The organism is Janthinobacterium sp. HH106 (assembly GCF_001758725.1).
Classification (GTDB): Bacteria; Pseudomonadota; Gammaproteobacteria; order Burkholderiales; family Burkholderiaceae_D; genus Janthinobacterium.
The window spans coordinates 153,370-174,900 of sequence record NZ_LRIC01000008.1 but is presented as its reverse complement, the minus strand read 5'-3'; the positions used below and the strand labels follow the sequence as shown (position 1 = coordinate 174,900).

Genomic DNA, 21,531 nt, shown 5'->3' with positions numbered 1-21,531 from the left:
ATGACTAATGCACCTAATCTGGTACCGCTGTACGCGGAAATCTTTCTGCTGATCGCCACGTCGGCGCTCTTGCTGATCGATATGTTCTTGCCTGCGGCGAAGCGTTCGATCACCTATGCGCTGTCCTTGCTGACCCTGGCCGGCTGCGCCTTGCTGACCGTGGGCGACTTCAACGCGGGCACCACCGTCTACACGTTCCACAATATGTTCGTGTCGGACCCGATGTCGCAGCTGCTGAAACTGTTCTCGTACGGCGCCGTGGCGCTGACCCTGATCTACTCGCGTGCCTATGCCACCGACCGCAGCATGCTGTCGGGCAACCTGGGCGGCGAGTTCTACGTGCTGGCCCTGTTTGCACTGCTGGGCCAGATGATCATGATCTCGGCCAACAACTTCCTGATCATCTACCTGGGTCTGGAACTGATGTCGCTGTCGCTGTACGCGCTGATCGCTCTGCGCCGTGACAATGCCAAGGCCACGGAAGCGGCCATGAAATACTTCATCCTGGGCGCACTGGCTTCCGGTTTCATGTTGTACGGTATCTCGATGCTGTACGGCGCGTCCGGCACGCTGGATTTGAACGAAGTGCGCGTAGCGCTGGAAAACGGCAAGACCAACGGCACCATCATGGTCTTCGGCCTGGTGTTCCTCGTTGCTGGCCTGGCCTTCAAACTGGGCGTCGTGCCATTCCACATGTGGGTGCCTGACGTGTATCAAGGTTCGCCGACGGCCGTGACCCTGCTGCTGGGCGCGGCGCCGAAACTGGCCGCCTTCGCCATCACCCTGCGCTTGCTGGCCGAAGGCTTGCTGCCGATGGCACATGACTGGCAGCAAATGCTGCTGGTGCTGGCCGTGATGTCGCTGGCCATCGGTAACTTCACCGCCATCGCGCAAACCAATTTGAAGCGCATGCTGGCGTACTCGACCATCGCGCAAATGGGCTTCGTCCTGCTGGGCTTGCTGTCCGGTACCGTCGACGCGCCGAACAACACGCTGAACGCGGCTGGCGCAGCCACCGCCTACGGCGCTTCGATGTATTACGTCATCACCTACGTGTTTACCACCCTGGGTACCTTTGGCGTGATCATGTTGTTGGCACGTAACGGTTTCGAAGCTGAAGAACTGGCCGACTTCAAGGGCCTGGGCAAACGCAGCCCGATCTTCGCGCTGGTGATGACCCTGTTCATGTTCTCGCTGGCCGGCGTGCCGCCGCTGATGGGCTTCATGGCCAAGTACTCGGTGCTCGCTTCGGTATTGGCGACGGGCCAGCTGTGGCTGACCATCGCCGCCGTGCTGTTCTCGCTGATCGGCGCCTTCTACTACCTGCGCGTCGTGAAAATGATGTGGTTCGACGAGCCGACCGACAGCAATGCGCTGGTCGTGCATGGCGACATGCGCGTCGTGCTGGCACTGAACGGCGTGTTCGTTCTGGCCCTCGGTGTGATGCCTAACAGCATCCTGGCTGCCTGCGCGACCGCCATCACCAAGACCCTGGCGTCCTGACCGATGGATGTCACCGCCTCGAGCTGGCTGGTGATCGCCCTGGGCATCCTGGGCGCCAACCTGCCTTTCCTGAACGAGAAACTGTTTGCCGCCGTGCCGCTGAAAAAGGCGGCGCAAGCGGAGCAGGGCTGGCGCAAGCCACTGGCGCTGCGCCTGCTGGAGATGGTGATTCTGTACTTCATCGTCGGCGCCGTGGCGTTCGCCCTCGAAGCGCGCATCGGCAACGGTTTCCCGCAGACGTGGGAGTTCTATGCCATCACGGGATGCCTGTTCCTGGTGCTGGCTTTCCCAGGTTTCGTGACTCGTTATCTGCGTAAACGCCGCTAGGCACCATCCTCCGAAAGCGGCGCCTCTGGCGCCGTTTTTTATTGAACATAAGGAAATGTATGGATACCCAAGCCACTGATACGCAATTGATTGAAACTAAGGTCGACGGCGAGCTCGTCTACCAGGGCGGCTTCCTGCGCGTGCAGCGCGACCGTGTTGCACTGCCGGACGGCAAGATTACGGCGCGCGAATTCGTGCTGCATCCGGGCGCCGTCGTCATCCTGCCGCTGCTCGACGACGGCACGGTGCTGATGGAACGCCAGTACCGCTATCCGCTGGACCGGGTCTTCATCGAATTTCCTGCTGGTAAAATCGATGCGGGCGAGTCGCACCTGGCCTGCGCCCAGCGCGAATTGCTGGAAGAGACGGGCTACACGGCCAGCGACTGGCAATTCGTGTCCACCATCCACAACGCCATCGCCTATTCCGACGAACACCTGGAACTGTTTCTGGCGCGCGGACTCGTGGCCGGCGAACGCCAGCTCGACGAGGGCGAATTCCTGGAAACGTTTACGGCCACCGTGCCGCAGCTGCTCGGCTGGGTCAGGGATGGCACCATCACGGACGTGAAGACCGTCATCGGCATCTTCTGGCTCGACAAGATTACCAGCGGCGCCTGGCAAGCGGCCTGATTCCGCACATGCGCACGGCGCTTTTTCTGCTGCTGGCCTGTGTCACCTGGGGTGCGCAGGCGCAGGCGCGCACGCCGTTCCAGGTGCGCTGCGAAGACACGATCAGCAAGACCGTGTCCGTGCTGACGGCGCAGCAGAACGGCTACAGCATCGATACGCATCTGCCGTACAAGGCCCTGACGGTGATGAAGGGCACGGCGCGCGCGAACACCTGGGTGCTGGGCTTGACGAAGACGGATTCGCGCGTGGCCATCGCGCTGGCCGGTCCCATGCTGCAAGACCCGGCCAGCGGCTATGAATGCGTGGCGCCGCAGATTACCGTGAGCCTGACATATGCGCCCGTGGTGATCTATATCGGCCGCGAGTTTGCCCCCGGCACGTGCGCGTATGATGAGATACTCGCGCACGAGCTGCGGCACATGAAAACCTATATGGAACACTTGCCGCGCGTGGAAAAGACCGTGCGCGCCGCGCTGGCCAGACGCTTCGAGGCGCGGCCCCTGTACGCGCCCAGCGGCACGGCCAAGGCGGCGCTGGCGCGCGAAATCGACACGGGCTGGTTGCCGTATATCAAGGCGGAAATGCGCAAGGTGGAAACCTTGCAGGCCGCCATCGATTCGCCGCAAGAATATGCGCGCCTGGGCAAGGCGTGCAAGGGCGAAATCCAGAACATCCTGTCGGGCAAGACAGCGCCCGCCAACTAGACAAGGAATGGCATGACCGCAGCATCGAACACCGTCCGTTATTTTGCCCTGATCCCCGCCGCCGGCGTGGGTGCGCGCATGGAAGCGGGCAGTCCCAAGCAATATTTGGCCATCGCCGGCAAGCCCATGCTGCGCCACGCGCTCGACGCCTTTCTCGCCAGCCCCCTGATCGCGCACACCTATGTCGTCGTCAGCGCCGAGGATGGCCAGATCGACGCCGTCGTGCCGGAGCAGGGCGCGGGGCATGGCGTCACCGTGCTGCGCTGCGGCGGCGCCACGCGCATGGACAGCATCCTGAATGGCTTGCACGCCGTGCACGGCAGCATCGATGCCCATGACCAGGTGCTGGTGCACGACGCGGCCCGGCCCGGCCTGACGCCGGCGCTGATCGAAAAGCTGATCATGGAAGTGGGCGACCACCCGGCCGGCGGCTTGCTGGCCTTGCCCGTGGTCGATACCGTCAAGCGGGCCGGCCTCGCCCATGTGTCGGCGCAGACGGTGCCGCGCGATCATCTTTGGCTGGCGCAGACGCCGCAAATGTTCAGCTACGCCTTGCTGCACCGGGCACTATCCGAGGCGCCCGATCCGCTGGCGATCACGGACGACGCCAGCGCCGTCGAAGCGCTGGGCCTGGCGCCGAAACTGGTCGAGGGCCACCCGCGCAACCTGAAGGTGACCTTGCCGCGCGACATACACACGGCCGAGCTGTATTTGGCCCATTCTTGACTCCAGAAAGACCTGCATGCACACAACGACTCCCGACCTCCCATTTCGTATCGGCCAGGGCTATGACTGCCACGCGCTGGTGGATCACCGCGACCTGATCATCGGCGGCGTGAAAATTCCCCATCACCTCGGTTTGCTCGGCCACTCCGACGCGGACGTGCTGCTGCACGCGATTACGGACGCCATCTTCGGCGCCGCCGCGCTGGGCGACATCGGCCGCCACTTCCCCGACACGGACGCGCAATTCAAGGGCGCCGATTCGCGCACCCTGCTGCGCGAAGCCGTGCGCCGCGTGCAAGCGACCGGTTATATCATCGGCAATATCGACGCCACCATCATCGCCCAGCGTCCGAAAATGGCGCCGCATATCGCCGCCATGTGCGCCAACGTGGCCGAAGACCTGGGTGTGACCGTGGGCCAGGTCAATATCAAGGCCAAGACGAATGAAAAACTGGGCTACCTGGGGCGGGAAGAGGGCATCGCGGCAGAAGCCGTGGCCCTGCTGCTGCGCGCCTGAGACGCCAACTATTGATCGATTAACGACAGGAGTCGCCATGTTCCAGTTACGCCGTACCGGTATCGCGCTTGCACTGGCATTGACTGCCGCGCCAGCGGCCTGGGCCGAACTGCAAGCCACGGGCGAGCCGCCCGCCGCCAGACAGGGTTGGAAGGCCGAGACCGTCGCGCAGGGCGTGCGCCAGCCGTGGGGCATCGCCTGGCTGGGCGAGGGCCGCGCGCTCGTCACCAGCAAGCAGGGGACCTTGCATCTGCTCACTGGCAAGACATTCGAGGACGTGGCGCTGGAAGGCATGCCCACGGTGTTTACGGGCGGGCAGGGCGGCTTGCTCGATATCGTGCTGCATCCGCAGGATGCGGGCAAGCCGAACCCGCGCGTCTACATGACGGTGTCCACAGGCACGAATGACGCCAACCGCACGACCCTGGTGCGCGGCGTGTTCGACGGCAAGAAGGTGACGGGCATCGAGACCCTGTTCAAGGTGGCGACCGACAAGAGCGGCGGCCAGCATTTCGGTTCGCGCCTGCTGTGGCTGCCGGACGGCACTTTGCTCATGAGCGTGGCCGATGGCGGCAATCCGCCGCTGCGCATCGGTGACCGCCTGGCGCGCGAGCAGGCGCAAAACCTCGCCACGCACCAGGGCTCCATCCTGCGCCTGACGCAAGACGGTAAACCGGCGCCCGGCAATCCGCTGGCCGCCAAGGGGGCCTTGCCGGAAATCTGGTCGTACGGCCACCGCAACGTGCAGGGCCTGGCACTCGACCCTGTTTCCGGCCGCGTGTGGGCCACGGAACACGGTCCGTATGGCGGCGACGAGCTGAACCTGGTGGTGGCGGGCGGCAACTATGGCTGGCCCCTGCAAAGCTACGGCGCCGACTACAAGACGCATGAACCCGTCGGCAAGCATGAGGTGCCCGGCATGCTCAATCCGAGCGTGGCCTGGGTGCCGTCGCCGGCCCCGTCGGGGCTGGCCGTCTATACGGGCGACAAGATCGCCGCCTGGCGCGGCAGCATCTTCAGCGGCGGCCTGGCGGCCAAGGATATCCGCCGCATCGCCGTCGATGCGAACGGCAAGGTGACGGGCCAGGACCGCCTGGACATCGGCGCGCGCGTGCGCGACGTGCGCCAGGGACCGGATGGCTACCTGTATGCGCTGACGGACGAAGACAATGGCCGACTGCTGCGCATCGTGCCGCGGTAATACGCCAGGCGCCATCTTCGCTTAAGATGGCGCCTTTATTTCATTCAAGGTGGCGGCATGGCCCGTGATACTTATGCATACCGGCATGTTGCCGTCGAATCGCGCGCGATTCATGGCCGCGTGGAAATCCGCCCCGTGCCGGGCCAGGCCTTCTCTCCCGAACTGGCCGTGCAGTGCTCGCGCCGCCTGGTTGACCTGCAGCGCTATCCGCTGGGCAGCCGCTTTTTACTCTTTGCCAAGCTGACGGACCGCCTGGGCGGCACGCCCTTCCTGTATGCCTATCACGGCGATGCGGACGTGCCCATGACGCCGTCCGAAGTGACGAAATTCCTCGGCGAATTCCGTCGCGGCCGCATCTGAAGCCACGGCCCTACGACGCTGGGCACGCCGCGCCGGCCTTGGCGGCGGCCTGCGGCTTGCCGAACAGCGCGATCGTCAAGGCGCAGCCGAGGGCGAACAGGCCGCCCACCACCATCGCGCTCGACACGCCCAGCCGGTCGACGGCCATGCCGCCGAGCAAGGCGCCCGACGCCAGCGATACTTGCACGATCGCAACGAACAGCGCGCTGCTGCCTTCCATCAAATGGGGCGCCGCCTTGAACATCCACGTCTGCACGGCGATCGGCATGGCGCCGAAACCGAAGCCCCAGACGGCCACCAGCATCATGGCCGTCACGGAATGGCTGCCGAACGCGGCCAGGGCCAGGGTGGACAGGCCCAGCACGGCGCCCGTGACCATCAGCGCGGCCCGTTCGTAGCGCCCGGCGCCCCAGCCCCCCACGAGGTTGCCGATGAAGCCGGAAGCGCCGTAGACGAGCAGCATGGCGCTGACCGTGCCGGCCGCCAGGTGCGAGATCTGCGTGAGGAAGGGCGCGATATACGTGTAAGCGGCGAACTGGCCCGTGAAGAGCATGGCCGTGGCGATCAGGCCCAGCCTGGCCTTGCCGATGCCGAAAATCATCGGCAACTGGCGCAGGCGGATGGCCTGCGTCGGCGGCAGCCTGGGCAGCAGCAAGAGCTGGCCGATGAAGACCAGCACGGCAATGGCGCTGGCCGCGCCGAAAGCCACGCGCCAGCCCACCAGCTCGCCCACCAGCGCGCCGGCCGGCACGCCCGCCACCGTGCCCAGCGAAACGCCGGCGAAGATGATGGACATGGCGCGCGACGCATGTTGCGGCGCCACCAGGCGCGGTCCGATGGCGCTGCCGATGGCCCAGAAACCGCCCACGCCCACGCCCAGCATGGCGCGGCCCAGCAGTATCCACGCATACGAGGGCGCCAGCGCCACCAGCAGGTTCGAGACGACGAGCAGGGCGGTGAGCGCCAGCAGCACGATGCGGCGGTCCAGCCGGCCCGAGCCGACGGTGACGAAGATGGCGGCGAACGCGGCAACGATGCCGGGCGTGGTGATCATCAGCCCCGCCTGGCCCTTGCTGATGGCCAGTTCGGCGGCCATCGCGGGCAGCAGGCCGACGGGCAGGAATTCGGAGGTGACGAGGGCGAAGGCGCCGATGCCGACCGATAAGACGGCCAGCCACGGCGCCACGGTGGTATCGTCGGCAGAGGTGTTGGAAGGTGTGTGCATAGGGTTCCTGAAAAGCCGGGAGGTTTTTAACCGGTCGGTATATAATCAGGGCAGGCAGACAGTGTTGTCAATAATTTTTTACCGAACGGTATGAAACAAGATAAAAAAGAGGAAGTCGTCAAGGCGAAAACGGGACGGCCACGCACGTTTGACGCGGACGAGGCGCTCGATTGCGCCATGAAAGTGTTCTGGGAAAAGGGCTATGAGGGCAGTTCCCTGCCGGAATTGACGAAGGCCATGGGCATGAACCGGCCCAGCCTGTATGCCGTCTTCGGCAACAAGGAGCAATTGTTCCACAAGGCGCTCGAGCGCTACAGCGACACGCGCATGCGGTTTTTCGATGCGGCACTGGAACAGCCGACGGCGCGCCAGGTGGTGGAAGCCCTGCTGACGCAGTATGTCGACGCGCAAACCATGCCGGACGGCCCGCACGGCTGCATGGGCGTCAATGCGGCGCTGGCCTGCAGCGACGACGCCTTGCCGATCCGCGATGAATTGTTCGCGCGCCGGCTGCGCGGCGAAATCAAGTTGCGCGACCGCTTGCGGCGCGCCAAGGAGGAGGGGGATCTGCCGCCCGATTCCTGCCCGGAGCAGCAGGCGCGCTTTGTCGTGACCTTGTCGCAGGGCATGGCCATCCAGGCGGCGGCCGGCGTCTCGCGCGAGCAATTGCAGCAAATGGTGGGCTTGCTGCTGCGCAATTGGCCGATGTAGCTAAGTAATCCTCGGGAAATTAGTGTGAATTTATGACGAACAGAACCGGATGCTATGCAAGGCGCTCGCTGCGACGCAGTGCGGGCACTGCTAGCAGTGAGCAAGCCTCGTCGGCCACCTTGCAGAGCGCCGATTATGGCAGTCAGAAATTACAATAATTTATTGGGGGTTACTTAGCCCGTCGGGGCGATGGTTTTGGCCAGGTCGCTCGGTGCCTTGCGCCGCCAGGCGGCCGTCAGGGCGGCGGCCAGCATGTCCAGCTCCGCGTCCGCCAGGCATACCGTGATGCCGGCCAGGCGTTCGCCCCACCAGAGTTTCTCGCAGCCCGATGGCGTGATGACGGTGGCGATATGCGCCGCTTCCGCATCGAGCAGCACGTTGATGTGCTCGTCATCGGGCAGGGTGGCAAAGATCTTCCCGCCCACGCGGAAGGCTGGACGGTCGTGGTGTTCTTCCTCGCTCGTGTCGGGAAACGACAGTGCCAGATAGCGTAGTTCTTCCAGGTCGACCATTCCTCTTTCCCCCTCATCGGACAGATAGCAGCGTGACTACATTTTGCCATGCTGTTTCGCCCCGTGGTGCAGCGGCATGCGAAAAGAAATGCGCGCGATGCGACACTGACGGCCTGATCTGTGGTGCCGCCGCGACATGCCGCGCGCCGCAGATGGCCGTCGCGCCAGAGTGGAAGCTGGCGCTTTTCTGCCGCTGGGCAGGTGATTGCCAGAAAAATATCTTTCATGGTCAAAAGAAAAATACTTTTCTTCTGGGGAATTTACGCTAGAATAGCTCCATCGTCTTACCTGATCCGTCAATTGTCTGGCCTTGTCCCGGGAACCCGAACCCTTTCCAGGACGCTTGCAGTGCCGCCATGGCACGCCGCAAGTCCGCACTGTCACGCGGAAGTTCACGCCCCCGACCGCTCATCCTTGCAATTCCTGGCGCTATGCCGACACGCCTCAATGCAGCGTGTATTCAGCTCCAGTGCCCCTTGCTGCGCCCACTGAATACTTACTTACTGGATACCATCATGAAAAACTTGCCTAAAATCGCCCTGTCCCTGATCGCCGTCGGTGCGTTTGCCCACGCGAACGCCAGCACCATCACCGTGTCCACCGGCTATTCGAACGCTGGCGCGCAAAGCTCCGCCGCCGCCTATGAATCCGCCGTGAACGCCGCCGTGGCCACGCCAGGCGCCGGCTATGGCTCGACGACGATTGCCAGCTACGATAACGTCAACAACAGCGGCCTGTTCGGCAGCGGCTCGAACATCGCCTTCAAATCCGTCATCAACTTTGGCGTCAGCGCGGCCGATGCGGGCGCCTGGAGCTTCCGCAGCGGCGTCGACTTCGGCAAGGGCGGCGCCCTGTTCCTCGACGGCGTGGCGCTGGACTTCAAGAGCAATGACATGTGGTGGGCAGGCAACTACAACAATGGCAGCCAGTTCCTCAGCGGTTCGAGCGCCTTGTCGGCCGGTAACCATACCCTGAGCATCTACGGCCTGGAAGGTTGCTGCGATGGCGGCCAGCAAGCGCAGTTCAAGGCGGGCAACAGCAATTTCGTCAGCTTCGGCGCCAACGATGGCTTGATCTCGGCCGTCCCTGAGCCAACCACCTACGCCATGCTGCTGGTCGGCCTGGGCTTGCTGGGCTTTACGGCGCGCCGCAAGCAGGAAGCCAAGTTCTAAACAGCGATACGCTGCGCGCCTCGCGGCGCACTTAAAAAAAGCCCGCCGGTCTGTCAGGACACGGCGGGCTTTTTGCATGGCGGCGCTTGCATCGTCAATCGCCGCTGTCTTCGTCTTCGTCGGCGCCCTTGGCCGCCTTGCCCCGTTCGGCGTCGACGGCGCGCTGCAGGCTGGCCGCGTCGCGGAAGAAGGCATCCGTCGTGTGATCCGGGCTCAGGCGCAAGGCCGGCGGGTAGAGCGCCGCCATGTACGCCTCGTCGGCCAGGCGGCCGCTGATCTGCAGGTTGCTCAGCAAAATCAGGGTCGAGCCAAGGATGGCCAGCACGACGGCGACGAGGCCGAAGCGGCGCGGATGCTGGGGCTTGATCGTGCACAGATGGTAGTAGATCATGGCGCAGACGATGACGATGAACACATGCCGTCCGTAGCGCGTCAGCGCTTCCAGCGAGAACGCATACGCCGCCACCTTGCTGCCCAGTTCCCACACTTCCATGGCCAGCAAGCCGCAACCGATGATGAACAGGTGGCGGCCGAAGCGCGCCACATGGCCGAACAGACGGTTCGCCACGGCCCAGATCGACGACCACACGAGGCCGCCGGCCAGCGCGGTGGCGATGATCATCAGGTAGGAAATCGGATCGAAGGCGTCTGCATCGCTGAGCCAGTTGCTGAAGGCGGCCGAAGCGCCGATCATGGCCAGGCCGGCGACGGCCGGGCGCAAGCCTTCCCAGTCATGCCTGGTCGTGTCGCCCAGTTCGGGCGCCACCGGATGGTCGCTGGCGCGCACGCGCAGGCGCGTGTGGCCCAGGCGCACGATGCTGTTGCCGTTCAGGGCCACTTGCGCTTGACGCTGTCCCCGGTGGATCACGCCGTTATGGCTGCCCAGGTCGCGCAGCAGCAGGCCGCCTGCGCCATCGTCCTCGACAATGGCGTGCTCGGCCGCCGTATGCGGATCGTCGAGGATGAAGTCGTTGTCATAGCCGCGGCCGATGCGGATCGGCAGGGACTCCATCCGCTGGCGCCGCTGCACTTCGCCATTCTCGGCGAGGATTTCAAGGTAATAGGGCGGCTTCATGGCTTGCGGCTGCTTTCCCGCGACAGCGCTTCGAGGAAGGTGCGCGTGACGCGCATGCCGTTGGCGTAGGACACGCCGCGCGCGTCGATGCGGCTTTGCAGGCTCATCAGTGGCTCATCGGTGCTGGCGGCCAGCAGGGCAAAGTCGTACAGGCCCGTAAACTTGCGGTAGGCGCGCACGCACAGCACGGCGCGCAGGGGCAGGGTCTTGTTCTTGACGAACTGTTCGGTGCAATGGGGGCCTGTCAGGTGCGCGCTCTTGTAACTGCCGAAACTTTCATTCTTGAACGAGGCGCTGGCCAGCTCGGAAAATCGCAGCGGGCCCAGTTCGCTGCTGCGCAAGAATTCGTGGCGCATCGACACCTGCCCCGTCTGCAGGGCGCCGGAAATGAAGATGGCCGACTCCATGGCGCAACTGGTGTTGTCGAGCAAATAAGGCTTGTCGGACTTGACGTTGGAGCGCCCCCAGCAGCGCATCTGGTCGGACTCGCGCACGGGCACGCGATACGGGCCCATGGCTTTCAGGCTCAACGGCGTGTCGAGCAGGCGCGCCAGCATGACGTCCTGGTGCGCCAGCAGTTGCGCCGTCACCAGCGGCTTGAAGTCTTTCGGCGGCTTGCCTTGCTGCGCCACCTTGGCCAGCAATTGCTGGGCATAGCGGGCCGGCACGAGAAAACTGACGAGTTCGCCGTCGAGGCGTTTCGACACGTTCACGCCCGCGACGTCGCCATTCGCGGTGACGCTGGGGCCGCCGCTCATGCCGGAATTGATCGGTCCCGTAAACATCAGCTGGTCGTAGAAGCTGCGCGTGACGACGCCGTTGTACGAACCTTCCGAAATGGCGAAACCCAGGTCCAGCGGGTTGCCCATCGAATACAGGTACTGGCCCTGCGTCAGCGGTGCCAGCGCTTCCGGCATCTTGAAAAAGCCCGTGCCGTGGCGGTTCACGCGCAGCACCGCCAGGTCGTGCAGCACGTCGACGGCCAGCAATTCCACATTGCCCCGCTGGCCGCTCGTGTCGACCCATTCGCCCACATAGGTGTCCGGGTCGAGGGCGAATTGCGACACGACGTGATAGTTGCTCACCACCAGGTCGCCCGTGCCGATCAAAAAGCCCGAACCGACGGACGACTGCGTGCGGCCGTTTTTCAGCAGCACGCGCACTTGCAAAATGTCGGCGCGCGCGGCCGTGTACAGTTTTTGCGCGGCCGACGAGGGCGGCGGCAGGGCCGCATGTTCGGTGGCGGCAGGCGCGGCGGTGGCTGGCGGCGGCTTGGCGGGGGGAGTCGAAGCGGCGGTGGCCGCGGCTGGTGCCGGCGCCGGGGCCGGGGCCGGGGCCGCGTGGGCGCCTGCGCCAGCGCACAGGCTGGCCAGCAAGCAGGCGTAGTCAGAGAATTTCATGCATCCTTTGTGCGTGAGCAGGAGCGAAACGGGGGGCGCGCTGCCGCGCCGGCGCGGCTAGCCGGTTGGCAATTACAGGGCGCCGTCTTCCAGCGCCGGCGCCGTTTCCGGCGTCATCATGTGGCCCAGTTTGCTTTGCTTGGTATTCAGGTAGTGCTGGTTGAACGCATTGCGGTTGACCAGCAGCGGCACCCGTTCGGCCACCGTGATGCCCAGCGCTTCCATGGCCGCGATCTTGCGCGGGTTGTTCGTCATCAAACGCAGGCTGTGGATGCCGAATTGCGCAAACATGGGTTTGCACAAGGTGTAGTTGCGCGCGTCGGCCTTGAAGCCCAGCTGTTCATTCGCCTGCACCGTGTCGGCGCCTGCTTCTTGCAGGCGGTAGGCGCGGATTTTATTGATCAGGCCAATGCCGCGCCCTTCCTGGCGCAGGTACAGCAAGATGCCGCGGCCTTCCTCGGCGATGCGTTTCAAGGCGCCTTCGAGCTGGGCGCCGCAGTCGCAGCGCTGCGAAAACAGCACGTCGCCCGTCAGGCACTCGGAATGCACGCGCGCCAGCACCGGTTCGCCGTTGCCGATATCGCCCAGCACCATGGCCAGGTGTTCCTTGCCCGTGGCGTGTTCGACAAAGGCGTGCAGGGTGAACTGGGCCCACGGCGTCGGCAGTGCGCAGGAAGTCGTGTAATCCAATTCGCCTGTCGCCAGGAGGTCTGCGCCGCTTTGCATGGTTGTGCTCATATAAGTAATTGTCAAAAATAAAAGGCGCGCGACACCACTCCGGTGCCGGCGCGCCTTGCCATCATACCAAAAAGCAGGGAAACGTTTTCCCCGGTTGCCATTCGGTCGTTGCAATGTCTGGTGATGAACCTTACTTAGGGGCACTTCCTCCTTTTACAAGGTCGATGTCTGGCTATGCCTGGCGGATGCCGCCGCCAGGCACGTCACATCAACTGCCGATGCGGCCGCCGTCGTTCTTGGTGATCACGATGGTGGCCGAGCGGGGACGCTTGCCGGCGCCGTAACCGGCGTTGGCCGGCCACTGGCTCGTGTATTTGGACGGATCGCCGATGTTGGCCAGCGCGGTGTTTTCGCCCGGATGCTGGATATTGATGAACATGGTCTTGCCGTCCGGCGTTTCGCTGATGCCCGTGATTTCCGAGCCGACCGGCCCCACCAGGAAGCGTTTGAGCGTGTCGGCCGTGGGTTTCTTGCCGATGAAGGTATCGACGGCCAGGTTGCCGCCGGCCGCCGTGGCGTAGTTCAGGGTGGACTTGGCGCCGTCGCCCACCTTGCCGGGGATGGCCGCGAGCATCATGCAGTTGGTCACATCCGTGTACGCGCCATCGTCCGTCTGGATCCAGCAGATGCCCGTGTAGGGGCTGAAGGCCAGGCCGTCCGGGCTCGAGAAATCCTGGTCGGCCGTCAGGTTCGACAGGTTGATCTTGCTGGCGTCGGCGCCGCTCTCGGCGCCAAACAGGTAGACATCCCACGTAAAGCTGGTGGCCGCGGCCGCGCCCGTGCCTTCCTTGAAGCGGATGATGTGGCCGTTCGGATTGCCGTTCTGCGCGCTGCTGCCCTTCATGTCCGTGTAGGCGCGCGGGTTGGCGCTGTCGGGCGCCAGCTGCGACGAGCCGCTCGGATTGACGGTGCGGTTCGAGTTGTTGGTCAGCGTGTAATAGATTTCGCCATTGGCCGGGTTGACCGAGCACCATTCCGGACGGTCCATCTTCGTCGCGCCCACGGCGTCGGCCGCCAGGCGGGCATTGACCAGCACGTCGGCCAGGTCGGCGAACTTGTAGGCGCCGTACGCCTGGATCTGCGCGTTCGACAGGGACAGCTCGATCCACTGGCCCGTGCCGTCGGCGGCCAGCTTGGCCACGTACAGCTTGCCCGAATCGAGGTATTTGTCGCCGGTGGCGATACGGTCCGCAGGCGTCGCATCCGCGGCGGCCCAGACGGCCGTCGTGACGAATTTGTAGATGTATTCGTTGCGCGAATCGTCGCCCATGTAGACGGCCAGCTGCTGGCCCACGGTCGGCACGCTGAAGGCGGCGCTTTCGTGCGCGTAGCGGCCCAGCGCCGTGCGCTTGCGGATCGCCTTGGTCTTGTCGTACGGGTCCATTTCGACGATGTAGCCCATGCCGTTGAGCTCATTGCGGTAATCGTCGCTGCCGTCGGCTGATGCGCCGGTCTTGCTCAGGTTCCAGCGCGCGTATTTGTCGTCGCTGCCGCCCGTTTCCCAGCCGTGGCGCGAGGCGCCGCCCTGGCTGCGGCCATAGCGGTTCAGCGACACCACGGACTTGTCGCCGCGCGCCGCGTTGTCGGTGGCCGAGCGCGTGAAGTAGCCGGCCCAGTTTTCTTCGCCGGAGAGGTAGCTGCCCCATGGCGACTTGCCCGTGCCGCAGTTGTTGATGGTGCCGCGCGTCTTGGTGCCGGTCGGCGAATACTTGGTCACCACGAGGGCGTTGCCGCGCACGGGGCCGGCAAGCTCGATGTCCGTCAACGGCGTGACGCGGCGGTTGAAGGCGGAATCGTTGACGGTGGCCCAGGTGCTGCCCGTCTTCTTGACTTCCACCACGCTCAAGCCGTGGACGGCCACTTCCTTGTCGACTTCGGCGGCGGGGCGCGGCAGCGTGGTGGTGCCGCCATTCAGGTGCAGGAAGTGCGAGGACAGTTTTTCGTCCGTGGTCGCTTCGTGGTTCATCGCCAGCAAGCCCCGTTCGGCGCCGGAGGCCAGCGGCGCGCCGGCGGCGGACAGGCCGTAGTATTCCATGCCGTCGTGGTGGTCGCCGGCGCGGTTGTCGAAATCGGTATCGCTGCCGTCATTCTTGTAGGCTGGCGTGGCCGCGCGCAGCGAGTCGCCCAACGCATACAGCGCGGTGGCCGTGTAGCCGGCCGGCACCGACACGACGTCGGCCAGGCTTTTAGGCACGGCCGTGAAGGCCAGCAGTTTTTCGGGTGTCGGCGTTGGCGTCGGTGTGACGGCCGCCGCATCGCTGCCGCCGCCACAGGCGGACAGACCCATCGAACCCATGACGGCGGTAGCGGCCGTGACGGCGCTGCCGCGCAGCCAGTTGCGGCGGCTCAGGCGGGCGTTCAGGATGCTGTTGAAATGGTTGTCGTGGGACGCGTTGCTGTCAATGTCGTTCAGATCGGTGGCGCGGATGGCCAGATCGTTGGGCTTGTTCATGGGCTGCGATGTCCTGTGGTTGCGTGATTTAAAGGCAACCGCATGATAGTTGTCGAATGTGACAGCGCCATGTCAGCTTAATGACAAAACGGTGACAGGCTGCCGGCCGGACGGGACGCGTCGATGACGGGCCCGTCCGGTCAGGCAGCCTTGGCCTCACTTGGTCTGGCGAAAGCCGCGCTCCACCAGCAAGAGCATGCCGCCGAAGATGGACAGGTTCTTCAGGAAGTTCGTCAGCTGGTCCTGGAAGTGGGCCGCATCGGCGCTCCAGAAGGCGTGGAAGATCACGGTGGTCGGAATCAGGAACAGCGCCAGGGCCAGCGCCGCCCAGCGCGCCTGCCACCCCGTGATCAGCAGCAGGCCGCCGCCCACTTCCAGGGCGATCACGCCCACCAGCAAGATATTGGCGATCGGCAAACCCTGGCTGGCCATGTAGCCGGCCACACCGGCAAAGCCGCCGATTTTCAGCAAGCCCGAGACAAAGAACAGCACGCCAAGGGCGGCACGGCCGAGGGGCAGCAATACGTTGGTTCTGTTTTCCATGATTTTCTCTTTCTTTGTATTTATCAATTATTTCGGTAAATCGAAGACCAGAAACTCTGCGTCCTCTGCTTGCGTGATGATCACGGCCGCTTCCTGCGTCAATTTCAGCGCGTCGCCCGCTTTCAAGGGCGTGCCGTTGACGACCAGGCTGCCGCGGATCAGGTGCACATAGGCGAGGCGGCCTTCTTCCAGCGCATGTTCGGCTTGCTCGCCTTCCTGCAGGATGCTGGCGTAGATGGCCGCATCCTGGTGGATCAGCACGGAACCCTGGCGGCCGTCGGACGAGGCGATCAAGCGCAGCTTGCCCCGTTTGCTTTCCGGCGTGAAGTGTTTCTCTTCATAGCTGGGGGGAATGCCCGTCACGTTCGGCTGGATCCAGATCTGCAGGAAGTGCAAGCCATCCGTCGCCGAGTGGTTGAACTCGCTGTGGCGCACGCCGCTGCCGGCGCTCATGCGCTGCACATCGCCGTAGTGCAGCACGGAACCGGTGCCCATGCTGTCCTTGTGTTCGAGCGCGCCGTCGAGCACATACGAAATGATTTCCATGTCGCGGTGGCCGTGCGTGCCGAAACCCTGGCCTGGCGTGACCCGGTCTTCATTGATCACCAGCAGGGGACCAAAGCCCATGTGCAGCGGATCGTGGTAGCTGCCGAAGGAAAAGCTGTGGTGGGAATTGAGCCAGCCGTGGTTGGCGGCGCCGCGTTCTTCGCTATGACGAATCTGTAACATGGTGGACTCCGTTTCTAAAGGTTAATGTGCGATAATTTCGAAGGACCGTTGCCTGGCGCTATGCCTTGGGTTCTTTTCTGCCCTTCGCTGTACGATGAACAAAGTATAGGCGCCTCAGAAGAGAAAGAAAAACGGAAAATCTTGCGACCTATGATCGAAAAAATCGAATGTTAAGACTGAGCCTGGAAGCGCTGCAAATCGTCGATGCCATCGACCGCCGTGGATCGTTCTCGTCGGCCGGCAAGGAGTTGCATAAAGTCCCGTCCACCATTTCCTATACGGTGGCCAAGCTCGAGGACGACCTGGGCGTGCAGGTGTTCCAGCGCAATGGCCCGAAAGTCATGCTGACGGCGGCCGGCCAGGAATTGCTGAAAGAGGGCAGGTATTTGCTGAAGGCGGCACAGGACCTCGAGCACCGCGTGCGCAGGGTGGCGTCCGGCTGGGAAACGGAATTATCCATCGGCATCGATTCCATGTTTTCCGCCGTGGCCCTGGCCGACGACGTGCGCGCCTTTTACGACGTGGCGCAGCAGACGCGCTTGCGCCTGTCGCAAGACACCTTGTCGGGCACCTGGGAAGCGTTGCTGGACCGGCGCGCCGATTTGCTGGTGGGCGCGCCAGGCGACGGGCCGGCGGGCGGCGGCTATATCGCGCAGCCGATCGGCATGCTCGACTTCGTCTTTACCGTGGCGCCCACGCATCCGCTGGCGCGGGTGGCCGAACCCTTGTCGCGCGGCCATTTGCAGCAGCACCGGGCCGTGGTGGTGGCCGATTCGGCGCGCCAGATGGCGCCGCGCACGGTGGGGCTGCTGCTGGGGCAAGATGCCTTGAGCGTGCCGAACATGCAGGTCAAGTTCGATTACCAGGTGCTGGGGCTGGGCTTTGGCTTCCTGCCGGGGCCGTGCGCGCGCGCCGCCATTGCGCGTGGCTTGCTGGTGGAAAAGGCCGTGGAAGAGCCGAAACCGTCGGAAACGTTTTACCTGGCCTGGAGAGTGGGCGAGGATGGCGCCGCGCTGCGCTGGTGGATGGCGCGCATGCGCGAACCCGATGTGTTTGCCCGCCTGGCGCAGCATCTGCCGGGCCATTCGGCGTAGGCCTTAAAATGTTGACATACGCCAACACTTTTAAGTTACCATATTCACAGTATTTCCCGCCCGACCTCCACGCCCCACAGTGGGATTTTGATGATTACACACACCGCAGCGCCCCTGATCCCTTCCCCTGACCTGGTCCAAGAGTGGGGTTGCCATGCTTGAGGCGAAGGTCGCGCTGTGCCTGCGCCTGGCCCAGGATGCCCGTGAACAGGCGGGCCCGCAGCAGGCCGCCACCCTGGCGCGGCTGGAGGAAGAGCTGGAGCGGCTGCGCGGCGCCAGCCGGCCCGTGGTGCGCGTGGCGCCCCCTGACGCCTTGCTGGAAATCGATCCCGACGGCTTTTTGATCGGCTGGAACCATGGTGCCGAACAGATGTTCGGCTATTCTGAACTGGAAGCACTGGGCCAGCACATCCTGTTTTTGTATCCGGAAGACGACGCGGAAGCGAGCGTGCTGGAACTGCATTTCACGCAGGGCGACGTGGCCACCGATGTGCGCCGGCGCAAGAAGTCTGGCATGGTGACATGGCTGCGCATGCACCGCCATGTGATCCACGACCAGGCGGGCAAGGGCTGCGGCATGGCCGTGCGCCTGTCGGCCATGAGCGAGCCGCTGTCCGACGTGGACAAGGTCCGGTTGCACGCCCGCATCATCGAAGACAGCGAGCAAGCCGTGCTGATCACGGATGCGGAAGAGCGCATCGTCTCGATCAACAGCTCGTTTTCCCGCATCACCGGCTATTCGCCGGCCGAAGCCATCGGCCGCACGCCGGACTTGCTGCGCTCGGGCGTGCACGACCCGGATTTCCGCGCCAAGGTGCGCGCCGCCATGCGCGGCCACGGTTCCTGGCGCGGCGAAATCATCGGCAAGCGCAAGAATGGCGAACTGTTCCCGCAAGACGTCACCATCAGCGTCGTGCGCGACGAATTCGGCGAAATCAGCCACGTGTTTTCCCTGTTTTCCGATATCTCGGTGCACAAGGATGCCGAAGCGCGCATGCAGCGCATGGCCAACTACGACAGCCTGACGGGCTTGCCCAACCGCTGCCTGCTGAACCAGCTGGTCGACCAGGGTCTGGCCGAAGCGAAGCGCCAGGGCACGCATGGCGCGCTGATGGTCATCGACATCAGCCGCATCGGTTCCATCAGCGACACCCTGGGCCATGAAGTGGGCGACCAGCTGGTGATCGCCATCGGCCAGCTGTTCCGCGGCGCCTTGCGCGACGCCGACATCCTGGCGCGGGTCGACAACAGCAAATTCGTCGTGGCCCTGCTGCACATCGAAAAGCGCGAACACGCGGCCAACGTGGCGCAAAAGCTGCTCAACCTGCTGGAGGCGCCGATCAATATCGACGCGCACGCGCTGCACGTGGGCGCCAGCATCGGCATCACCGTGTATCCGGAAGACGGCCTGGAAGCGCCGGCCCTGTTCCGCTTTGCCGACGTGGCCGTGGCCAAGGCGGGGCAGACCATCGAATCGACCTTCCTGTTCTACCGCGAAGACATGAACCGCAGGGCTAAGGAGCATCTGCGCCTGGAAAGCGAAATGCGGCTGGCGCTCGGCGACAAGGAGCTGGAATTGCATTACCAGCCGAAAGTGAGCCTGGCCAGCGGACGCATCGTGGGCGCGGAAGCCTTGCTGCGCTGGAAGCATCCGATGCGCGGCATGGTTTCGCCCGGCGTTTTCATCCCCGTCGCCGAGGAAACCAGTCTGATTCTGGAGCTGGGCACCTGGGTGCTGGACGAGGCGTGCCGCCAGATCCGCAGCTGGGAAGACCGTGGCCTGCACATGCCGGCCATTGCCGTCAACCTGTCGGCGCGCCAGTTCGATGAACAGTTGCCGGCGCGCATAGCGGCCGTACTCGAGCGCTACCAGGTGCGGCCCGACCAGATCATGCTGGAAATCACGGAAAGCCTGCTGATGCGCGGCGCCGACAAGGTCATCGGCATCATGAACCAGCTGGTGGCCATGGGACTGGCGCTGGCGCTGGACGACTTCGGCACCGGCTATTCCAGCCTCGCCTACCTGAAGAAATTCCCCATCAGCACATTGAAAATCGACCGCTCCTTCGTCATCGGCTTGCCCTTCGAGGAAAACGATTGCGCCATCGCCCGCGCCATCGTCACCATGGCGCAGCAGCTGCGCCAGGAAATCGTCGCCGAAGGAGTGGAAACGGCCGAACAGATGCGCTTCCTGCGCGAACTCGGTTGCGACCAGCTGCAAGGCTATCTGTTCAGCCCGGCCGTGCCGGCGGCCGAATTCGAGCTGATGCTCGATGAAGGCCGGCAATTGCGCCTGGAAGAGGCGGTCTGAACCGGCGTCGCTCAGACGCGCAGCAGTCCGCGAAAGCCCCGGCTCGCATAATACGATTCGGCGCCGTTGTGATAGACGAAGACCTGGTCATAGCGGCGGTCGCCAAACAGGGCGCCGCCCAATGCCCGGATGCTGTCCGGCGTGGCGATCCAGCTCGAGGTCTTGCGGTCGAACGGTTCCAGCTCTTGCAACTGCCGGTACTGCGCCTGCGTCAGCAAGGCGATGCCCATCGCCTGCGCCATGGCGAGCGCGCTGCCGGCCGGCTTGTTGGCCTTGCGCGCAGCCAGGGCCGCCGCGTCGAAACACAGGCTGCGCCGGCCGATCGGGCTTTCTGTTGAGCAATCGCAAAACGTGACGGCATCCGTCTCGCCGGCGTGCCCGATGACGTCCGGTTCGCCGCCCGTGTCTTCCATTTTCTGCAATGCCACCAGGCTGGCGGGAGCGGCGTTCAAGCGCGCCAGCACCTTGTCCCACGTCCATCCCGGATGGCGGTGCATGTGCCGGCTGAAGCGGGTTTGCAAGGTGCGGATCAAGTCATCATGCATGGCGCGGCTCCCTGGAAGTTCAGCGATATGGCCGATTATAAGACGCGATGCCGGCGGGCAGCGCTCATCCCAGCTGCACTTTTTCCAGCAGATAGTCGAGCATCACGCGCACCCTGGCCGGCACTTGCAGGCCCGGTCCCACGAAGACGGCGTGCACGAGTTCCTTGTCGCCCGGATTGTAGTCCTGCAGCACTGGCATGAGTCGGCCTTGCTCAATGTCGTGCTGCACGTGCTGGCGCGAAAAGCGTCCCAGGCCCATGCCCGCCAGCACCAGCTGGCGCATGCTTTCGCCATCGCTGACGCAGGTATTGCCCTGCGGCGCCACCTGCAAGGTGCCACCGCTCCCGTCGAGGAAGGGCCACGTTTCGTTCTGGCAGCGGAAGTTGAAGGCCAATAAATTGTGTTCGGATAATTCCTGCGGCGTGCGCGGCAGGCCGTGCCGGGCCGCGTAGGCGGGCGAGGCCACCACGACCATCGTGTCTTCGCCGAGTTTGCGCGCCACCAGGTTCGATGCCTTCAGCGTGCCCGTGCGGATGGCGATGTCGGTGCGGTCTTCCAGCAGGTCGACGATGGCGTCGCTGACGACGACGTCGAGCACGATGTCGGGATAGCGCTGCGCGAACTCGGGCAGGATGGGCAGCAGGTGGCGCACGCCGAACGGCACGAAACAGTTGATGCGCAAGCGTCCGCGCGGCGCGGCGCCCTGCGATGCTTCGCGCTCGGCGCCATCGATATCGTCGAGGATGCGCTTGCACTGCACGAAGAAGGCGTCGCCCTCGGGCGTCGTATGCAGCTGGCGTGTGCTGCGCTGGAGCAAACGGGCGCCGAGCCGCGCTTCCAGGCGATTGACGAGCTTGCTGACGGCCGACGGCGTCAGGGCCAGGCGGCGCGCGGCGGCGGAAAAGGCGCCCGTTTCCACCACGGCCACGAACACGGCCATCTCGAACGCGCGGTTGATGTCTTGCCTGGCCATTATTGAATCCATTTCACAGGTGTTTCCATTATTAGAGTCTATATCAAAAGTATTTATCTCGATACACTGGCCCGCTTGAAC

At 64.1% G+C, this 21,531-nt stretch carries 22 protein-coding genes; 12 read left to right on the top strand and 10 right to left on the bottom strand.

The features are described from left to right. Genes nuoN through JAB8_RS05075 form a run of 8 tightly spaced genes read left to right on the top strand, consistent with a single transcriptional unit; the run spans window position 1 to window position 5,970 of the window. Complete coding sequence (nuoN, locus tag JAB8_RS05110; RefSeq protein ID WP_070288754.1) at window positions 1-1,503, top strand: NADH-quinone oxidoreductase subunit NuoN; 1,503 nt, start codon at window positions 1-3, stop codon at window positions 1,501-1,503. A 3-nt stretch (window positions 1,504-1,506) separates the two neighbouring features. Next, window positions 1,507-1,830: a DUF2818 family protein gene (locus tag JAB8_RS05105; protein WP_070288753.1), complete on the top strand. Its 324-nt coding sequence runs from the start codon at window positions 1,507-1,509 to the stop codon at window positions 1,828-1,830. A 59-nt stretch (window positions 1,831-1,889) separates the two neighbouring features. After that, window positions 1,890-2,462 (top strand): NUDIX hydrolase, encoded by a 573-nt coding sequence (locus tag JAB8_RS05100; RefSeq protein WP_070288752.1) that lies wholly within the window; start codon window positions 1,890-1,892, stop codon window positions 2,460-2,462. A gap of 8 nt (window positions 2,463-2,470) precedes the next feature. Further along, complete coding sequence (locus JAB8_RS05095; RefSeq protein WP_070288751.1) at window positions 2,471-3,166, top strand: hypothetical protein; 696 nt, start codon at window positions 2,471-2,473, stop codon at window positions 3,164-3,166. A 12-nt stretch (window positions 3,167-3,178) separates the two neighbouring features. Continuing rightward, window positions 3,179-3,892 (top strand): 2-C-methyl-D-erythritol 4-phosphate cytidylyltransferase, encoded by a 714-nt coding sequence (gene ispD / locus JAB8_RS05090; RefSeq protein WP_070288750.1) that lies wholly within the window; start codon window positions 3,179-3,181, stop codon window positions 3,890-3,892. A gap of 16 nt (window positions 3,893-3,908) precedes the next feature. After that, on the top strand, window positions 3,909-4,409 hold the full coding sequence (ispF, locus tag JAB8_RS05085) for a 2-C-methyl-D-erythritol 2,4-cyclodiphosphate synthase (RefSeq protein ID WP_070288749.1): 501 nt from the start codon (window positions 3,909-3,911) through the stop codon (window positions 4,407-4,409). Window positions 4,410-4,446: 37 nt separating this feature from the next. Continuing rightward, entirely contained in the window at window positions 4,447-5,610 is a 1,164-nt protein-coding gene (locus JAB8_RS05080; protein WP_070288748.1) for a PQQ-dependent sugar dehydrogenase, read from the top strand. A 57-nt stretch (window positions 5,611-5,667) separates the two neighbouring features. Next, entirely contained in the window at window positions 5,668-5,970 is a 303-nt protein-coding gene (locus JAB8_RS05075) for a hypothetical protein (protein WP_070288747.1), read from the top strand. Window positions 5,971-5,980: 10 nt separating this feature from the next. Here JAB8_RS05075 and JAB8_RS05070 read toward each other — a convergent pair whose 3' ends face one another. Next, complete coding sequence (locus JAB8_RS05070; RefSeq protein ID WP_070288746.1) at window positions 5,981-7,195, bottom strand: MFS transporter; 1,215 nt, start codon at window positions 7,193-7,195, stop codon at window positions 5,981-5,983. Between the two features lie 90 nt (window positions 7,196-7,285). Between JAB8_RS05070 and JAB8_RS05065 the strand changes: the two genes are divergently transcribed. Further along, the gene (locus JAB8_RS05065; RefSeq protein ID WP_070224096.1) at window positions 7,286-7,906 is read left to right on the top strand and encodes a TetR/AcrR family transcriptional regulator; all 621 of its coding nucleotides are present in this window, start codon (window positions 7,286-7,288) and stop codon (window positions 7,904-7,906) included. Between the two features lie 173 nt (window positions 7,907-8,079). Here the strand turns inward: JAB8_RS05065 and JAB8_RS05060 are convergent, their stop codons facing one another. Next, complete coding sequence (locus tag JAB8_RS05060) at window positions 8,080-8,418, bottom strand: MmcQ/YjbR family DNA-binding protein (RefSeq protein WP_046683867.1); 339 nt, start codon at window positions 8,416-8,418, stop codon at window positions 8,080-8,082. Window positions 8,419-8,933: 515 nt separating this feature from the next. Between JAB8_RS05060 and JAB8_RS05055 the strand changes: the two genes are divergently transcribed. Beyond that, window positions 8,934-9,590: a CCXG family PEP-CTERM protein gene (locus JAB8_RS05055; RefSeq protein WP_070288815.1), complete on the top strand. Its 657-nt coding sequence runs from the start codon at window positions 8,934-8,936 to the stop codon at window positions 9,588-9,590. 94 nt (window positions 9,591-9,684) lie between these two features. Here JAB8_RS05055 and JAB8_RS05050 read toward each other — a convergent pair whose 3' ends face one another. The 6 genes from JAB8_RS05050 to JAB8_RS05025 all read right to left on the bottom strand — a co-directional run bounded on the left by JAB8_RS05050 (window position 9,685) and on the right by JAB8_RS05025 (window position 16,527). Next, window positions 9,685-10,665 (bottom strand): FHA domain-containing protein, encoded by a 981-nt coding sequence (locus JAB8_RS05050; RefSeq protein ID WP_070288745.1) that lies wholly within the window; start codon window positions 10,663-10,665, stop codon window positions 9,685-9,687. After that, window positions 10,662-12,065, bottom strand: coding sequence for a serine protease (locus JAB8_RS05045; RefSeq protein ID WP_070288744.1), 1,404 nt, complete (start codon window positions 12,063-12,065; stop codon window positions 10,662-10,664). Before JAB8_RS05045 ends, JAB8_RS05050 begins: the two co-directional genes overlap by 4 nt. Before the next feature lie 72 nt (window positions 12,066-12,137). Beyond that, on the bottom strand, window positions 12,138-12,791 hold the full coding sequence (ribA, locus tag JAB8_RS05040; protein WP_070224093.1) for a GTP cyclohydrolase II: 654 nt from the start codon (window positions 12,789-12,791) through the stop codon (window positions 12,138-12,140). 220 nt (window positions 12,792-13,011) lie between these two features. Then, window positions 13,012-15,255 carry a PhoX family phosphatase gene (locus JAB8_RS05035; protein ID WP_070288743.1) on the bottom strand — a complete coding sequence of 748 codons (2,244 nt, stop codon included), beginning with the start codon at window positions 15,253-15,255 and terminating at the stop codon, window positions 13,012-13,014. Between the two features lie 156 nt (window positions 15,256-15,411). Then, window positions 15,412-15,798 (bottom strand): DoxX family protein, encoded by a 387-nt coding sequence (locus tag JAB8_RS05030; RefSeq protein WP_070288742.1) that lies wholly within the window; start codon window positions 15,796-15,798, stop codon window positions 15,412-15,414. A gap of 27 nt (window positions 15,799-15,825) precedes the next feature. Further along, window positions 15,826-16,527, bottom strand: a complete 702-nt coding sequence (locus tag JAB8_RS05025; protein ID WP_070288741.1) for a pirin family protein — start codon at window positions 16,525-16,527, stop codon at window positions 15,826-15,828. Window positions 16,528-16,694: 167 nt separating this feature from the next. Between JAB8_RS05025 and JAB8_RS05020 the strand changes: the two genes are divergently transcribed. Beyond that, window positions 16,695-17,621: a LysR family transcriptional regulator gene (locus JAB8_RS05020; RefSeq protein ID WP_070288740.1), complete on the top strand. Its 927-nt coding sequence runs from the start codon at window positions 16,695-16,697 to the stop codon at window positions 17,619-17,621. Between the two features lie 154 nt (window positions 17,622-17,775). Next, window positions 17,776-19,932, top strand: coding sequence for an EAL domain-containing protein (locus JAB8_RS05015; protein ID WP_070288739.1), 2,157 nt, complete (start codon window positions 17,776-17,778; stop codon window positions 19,930-19,932). 11 nt (window positions 19,933-19,943) lie between these two features. Here the strand turns inward: JAB8_RS05015 and JAB8_RS05010 are convergent, their stop codons facing one another. Then, a complete protein-coding gene (locus tag JAB8_RS05010; protein ID WP_070224084.1) occupies window positions 19,944-20,477 on the bottom strand; it encodes a DUF4256 domain-containing protein in 534 nt (177 codons plus the stop codon). Between the two features lie 64 nt (window positions 20,478-20,541). Then, window positions 20,542-21,462: a LysR family transcriptional regulator gene (locus JAB8_RS05005; RefSeq protein WP_254679453.1), complete on the bottom strand. Its 921-nt coding sequence runs from the start codon at window positions 21,460-21,462 to the stop codon at window positions 20,542-20,544. Between the last annotated feature and the right edge of the window lie 69 nt (window positions 21,463-21,531).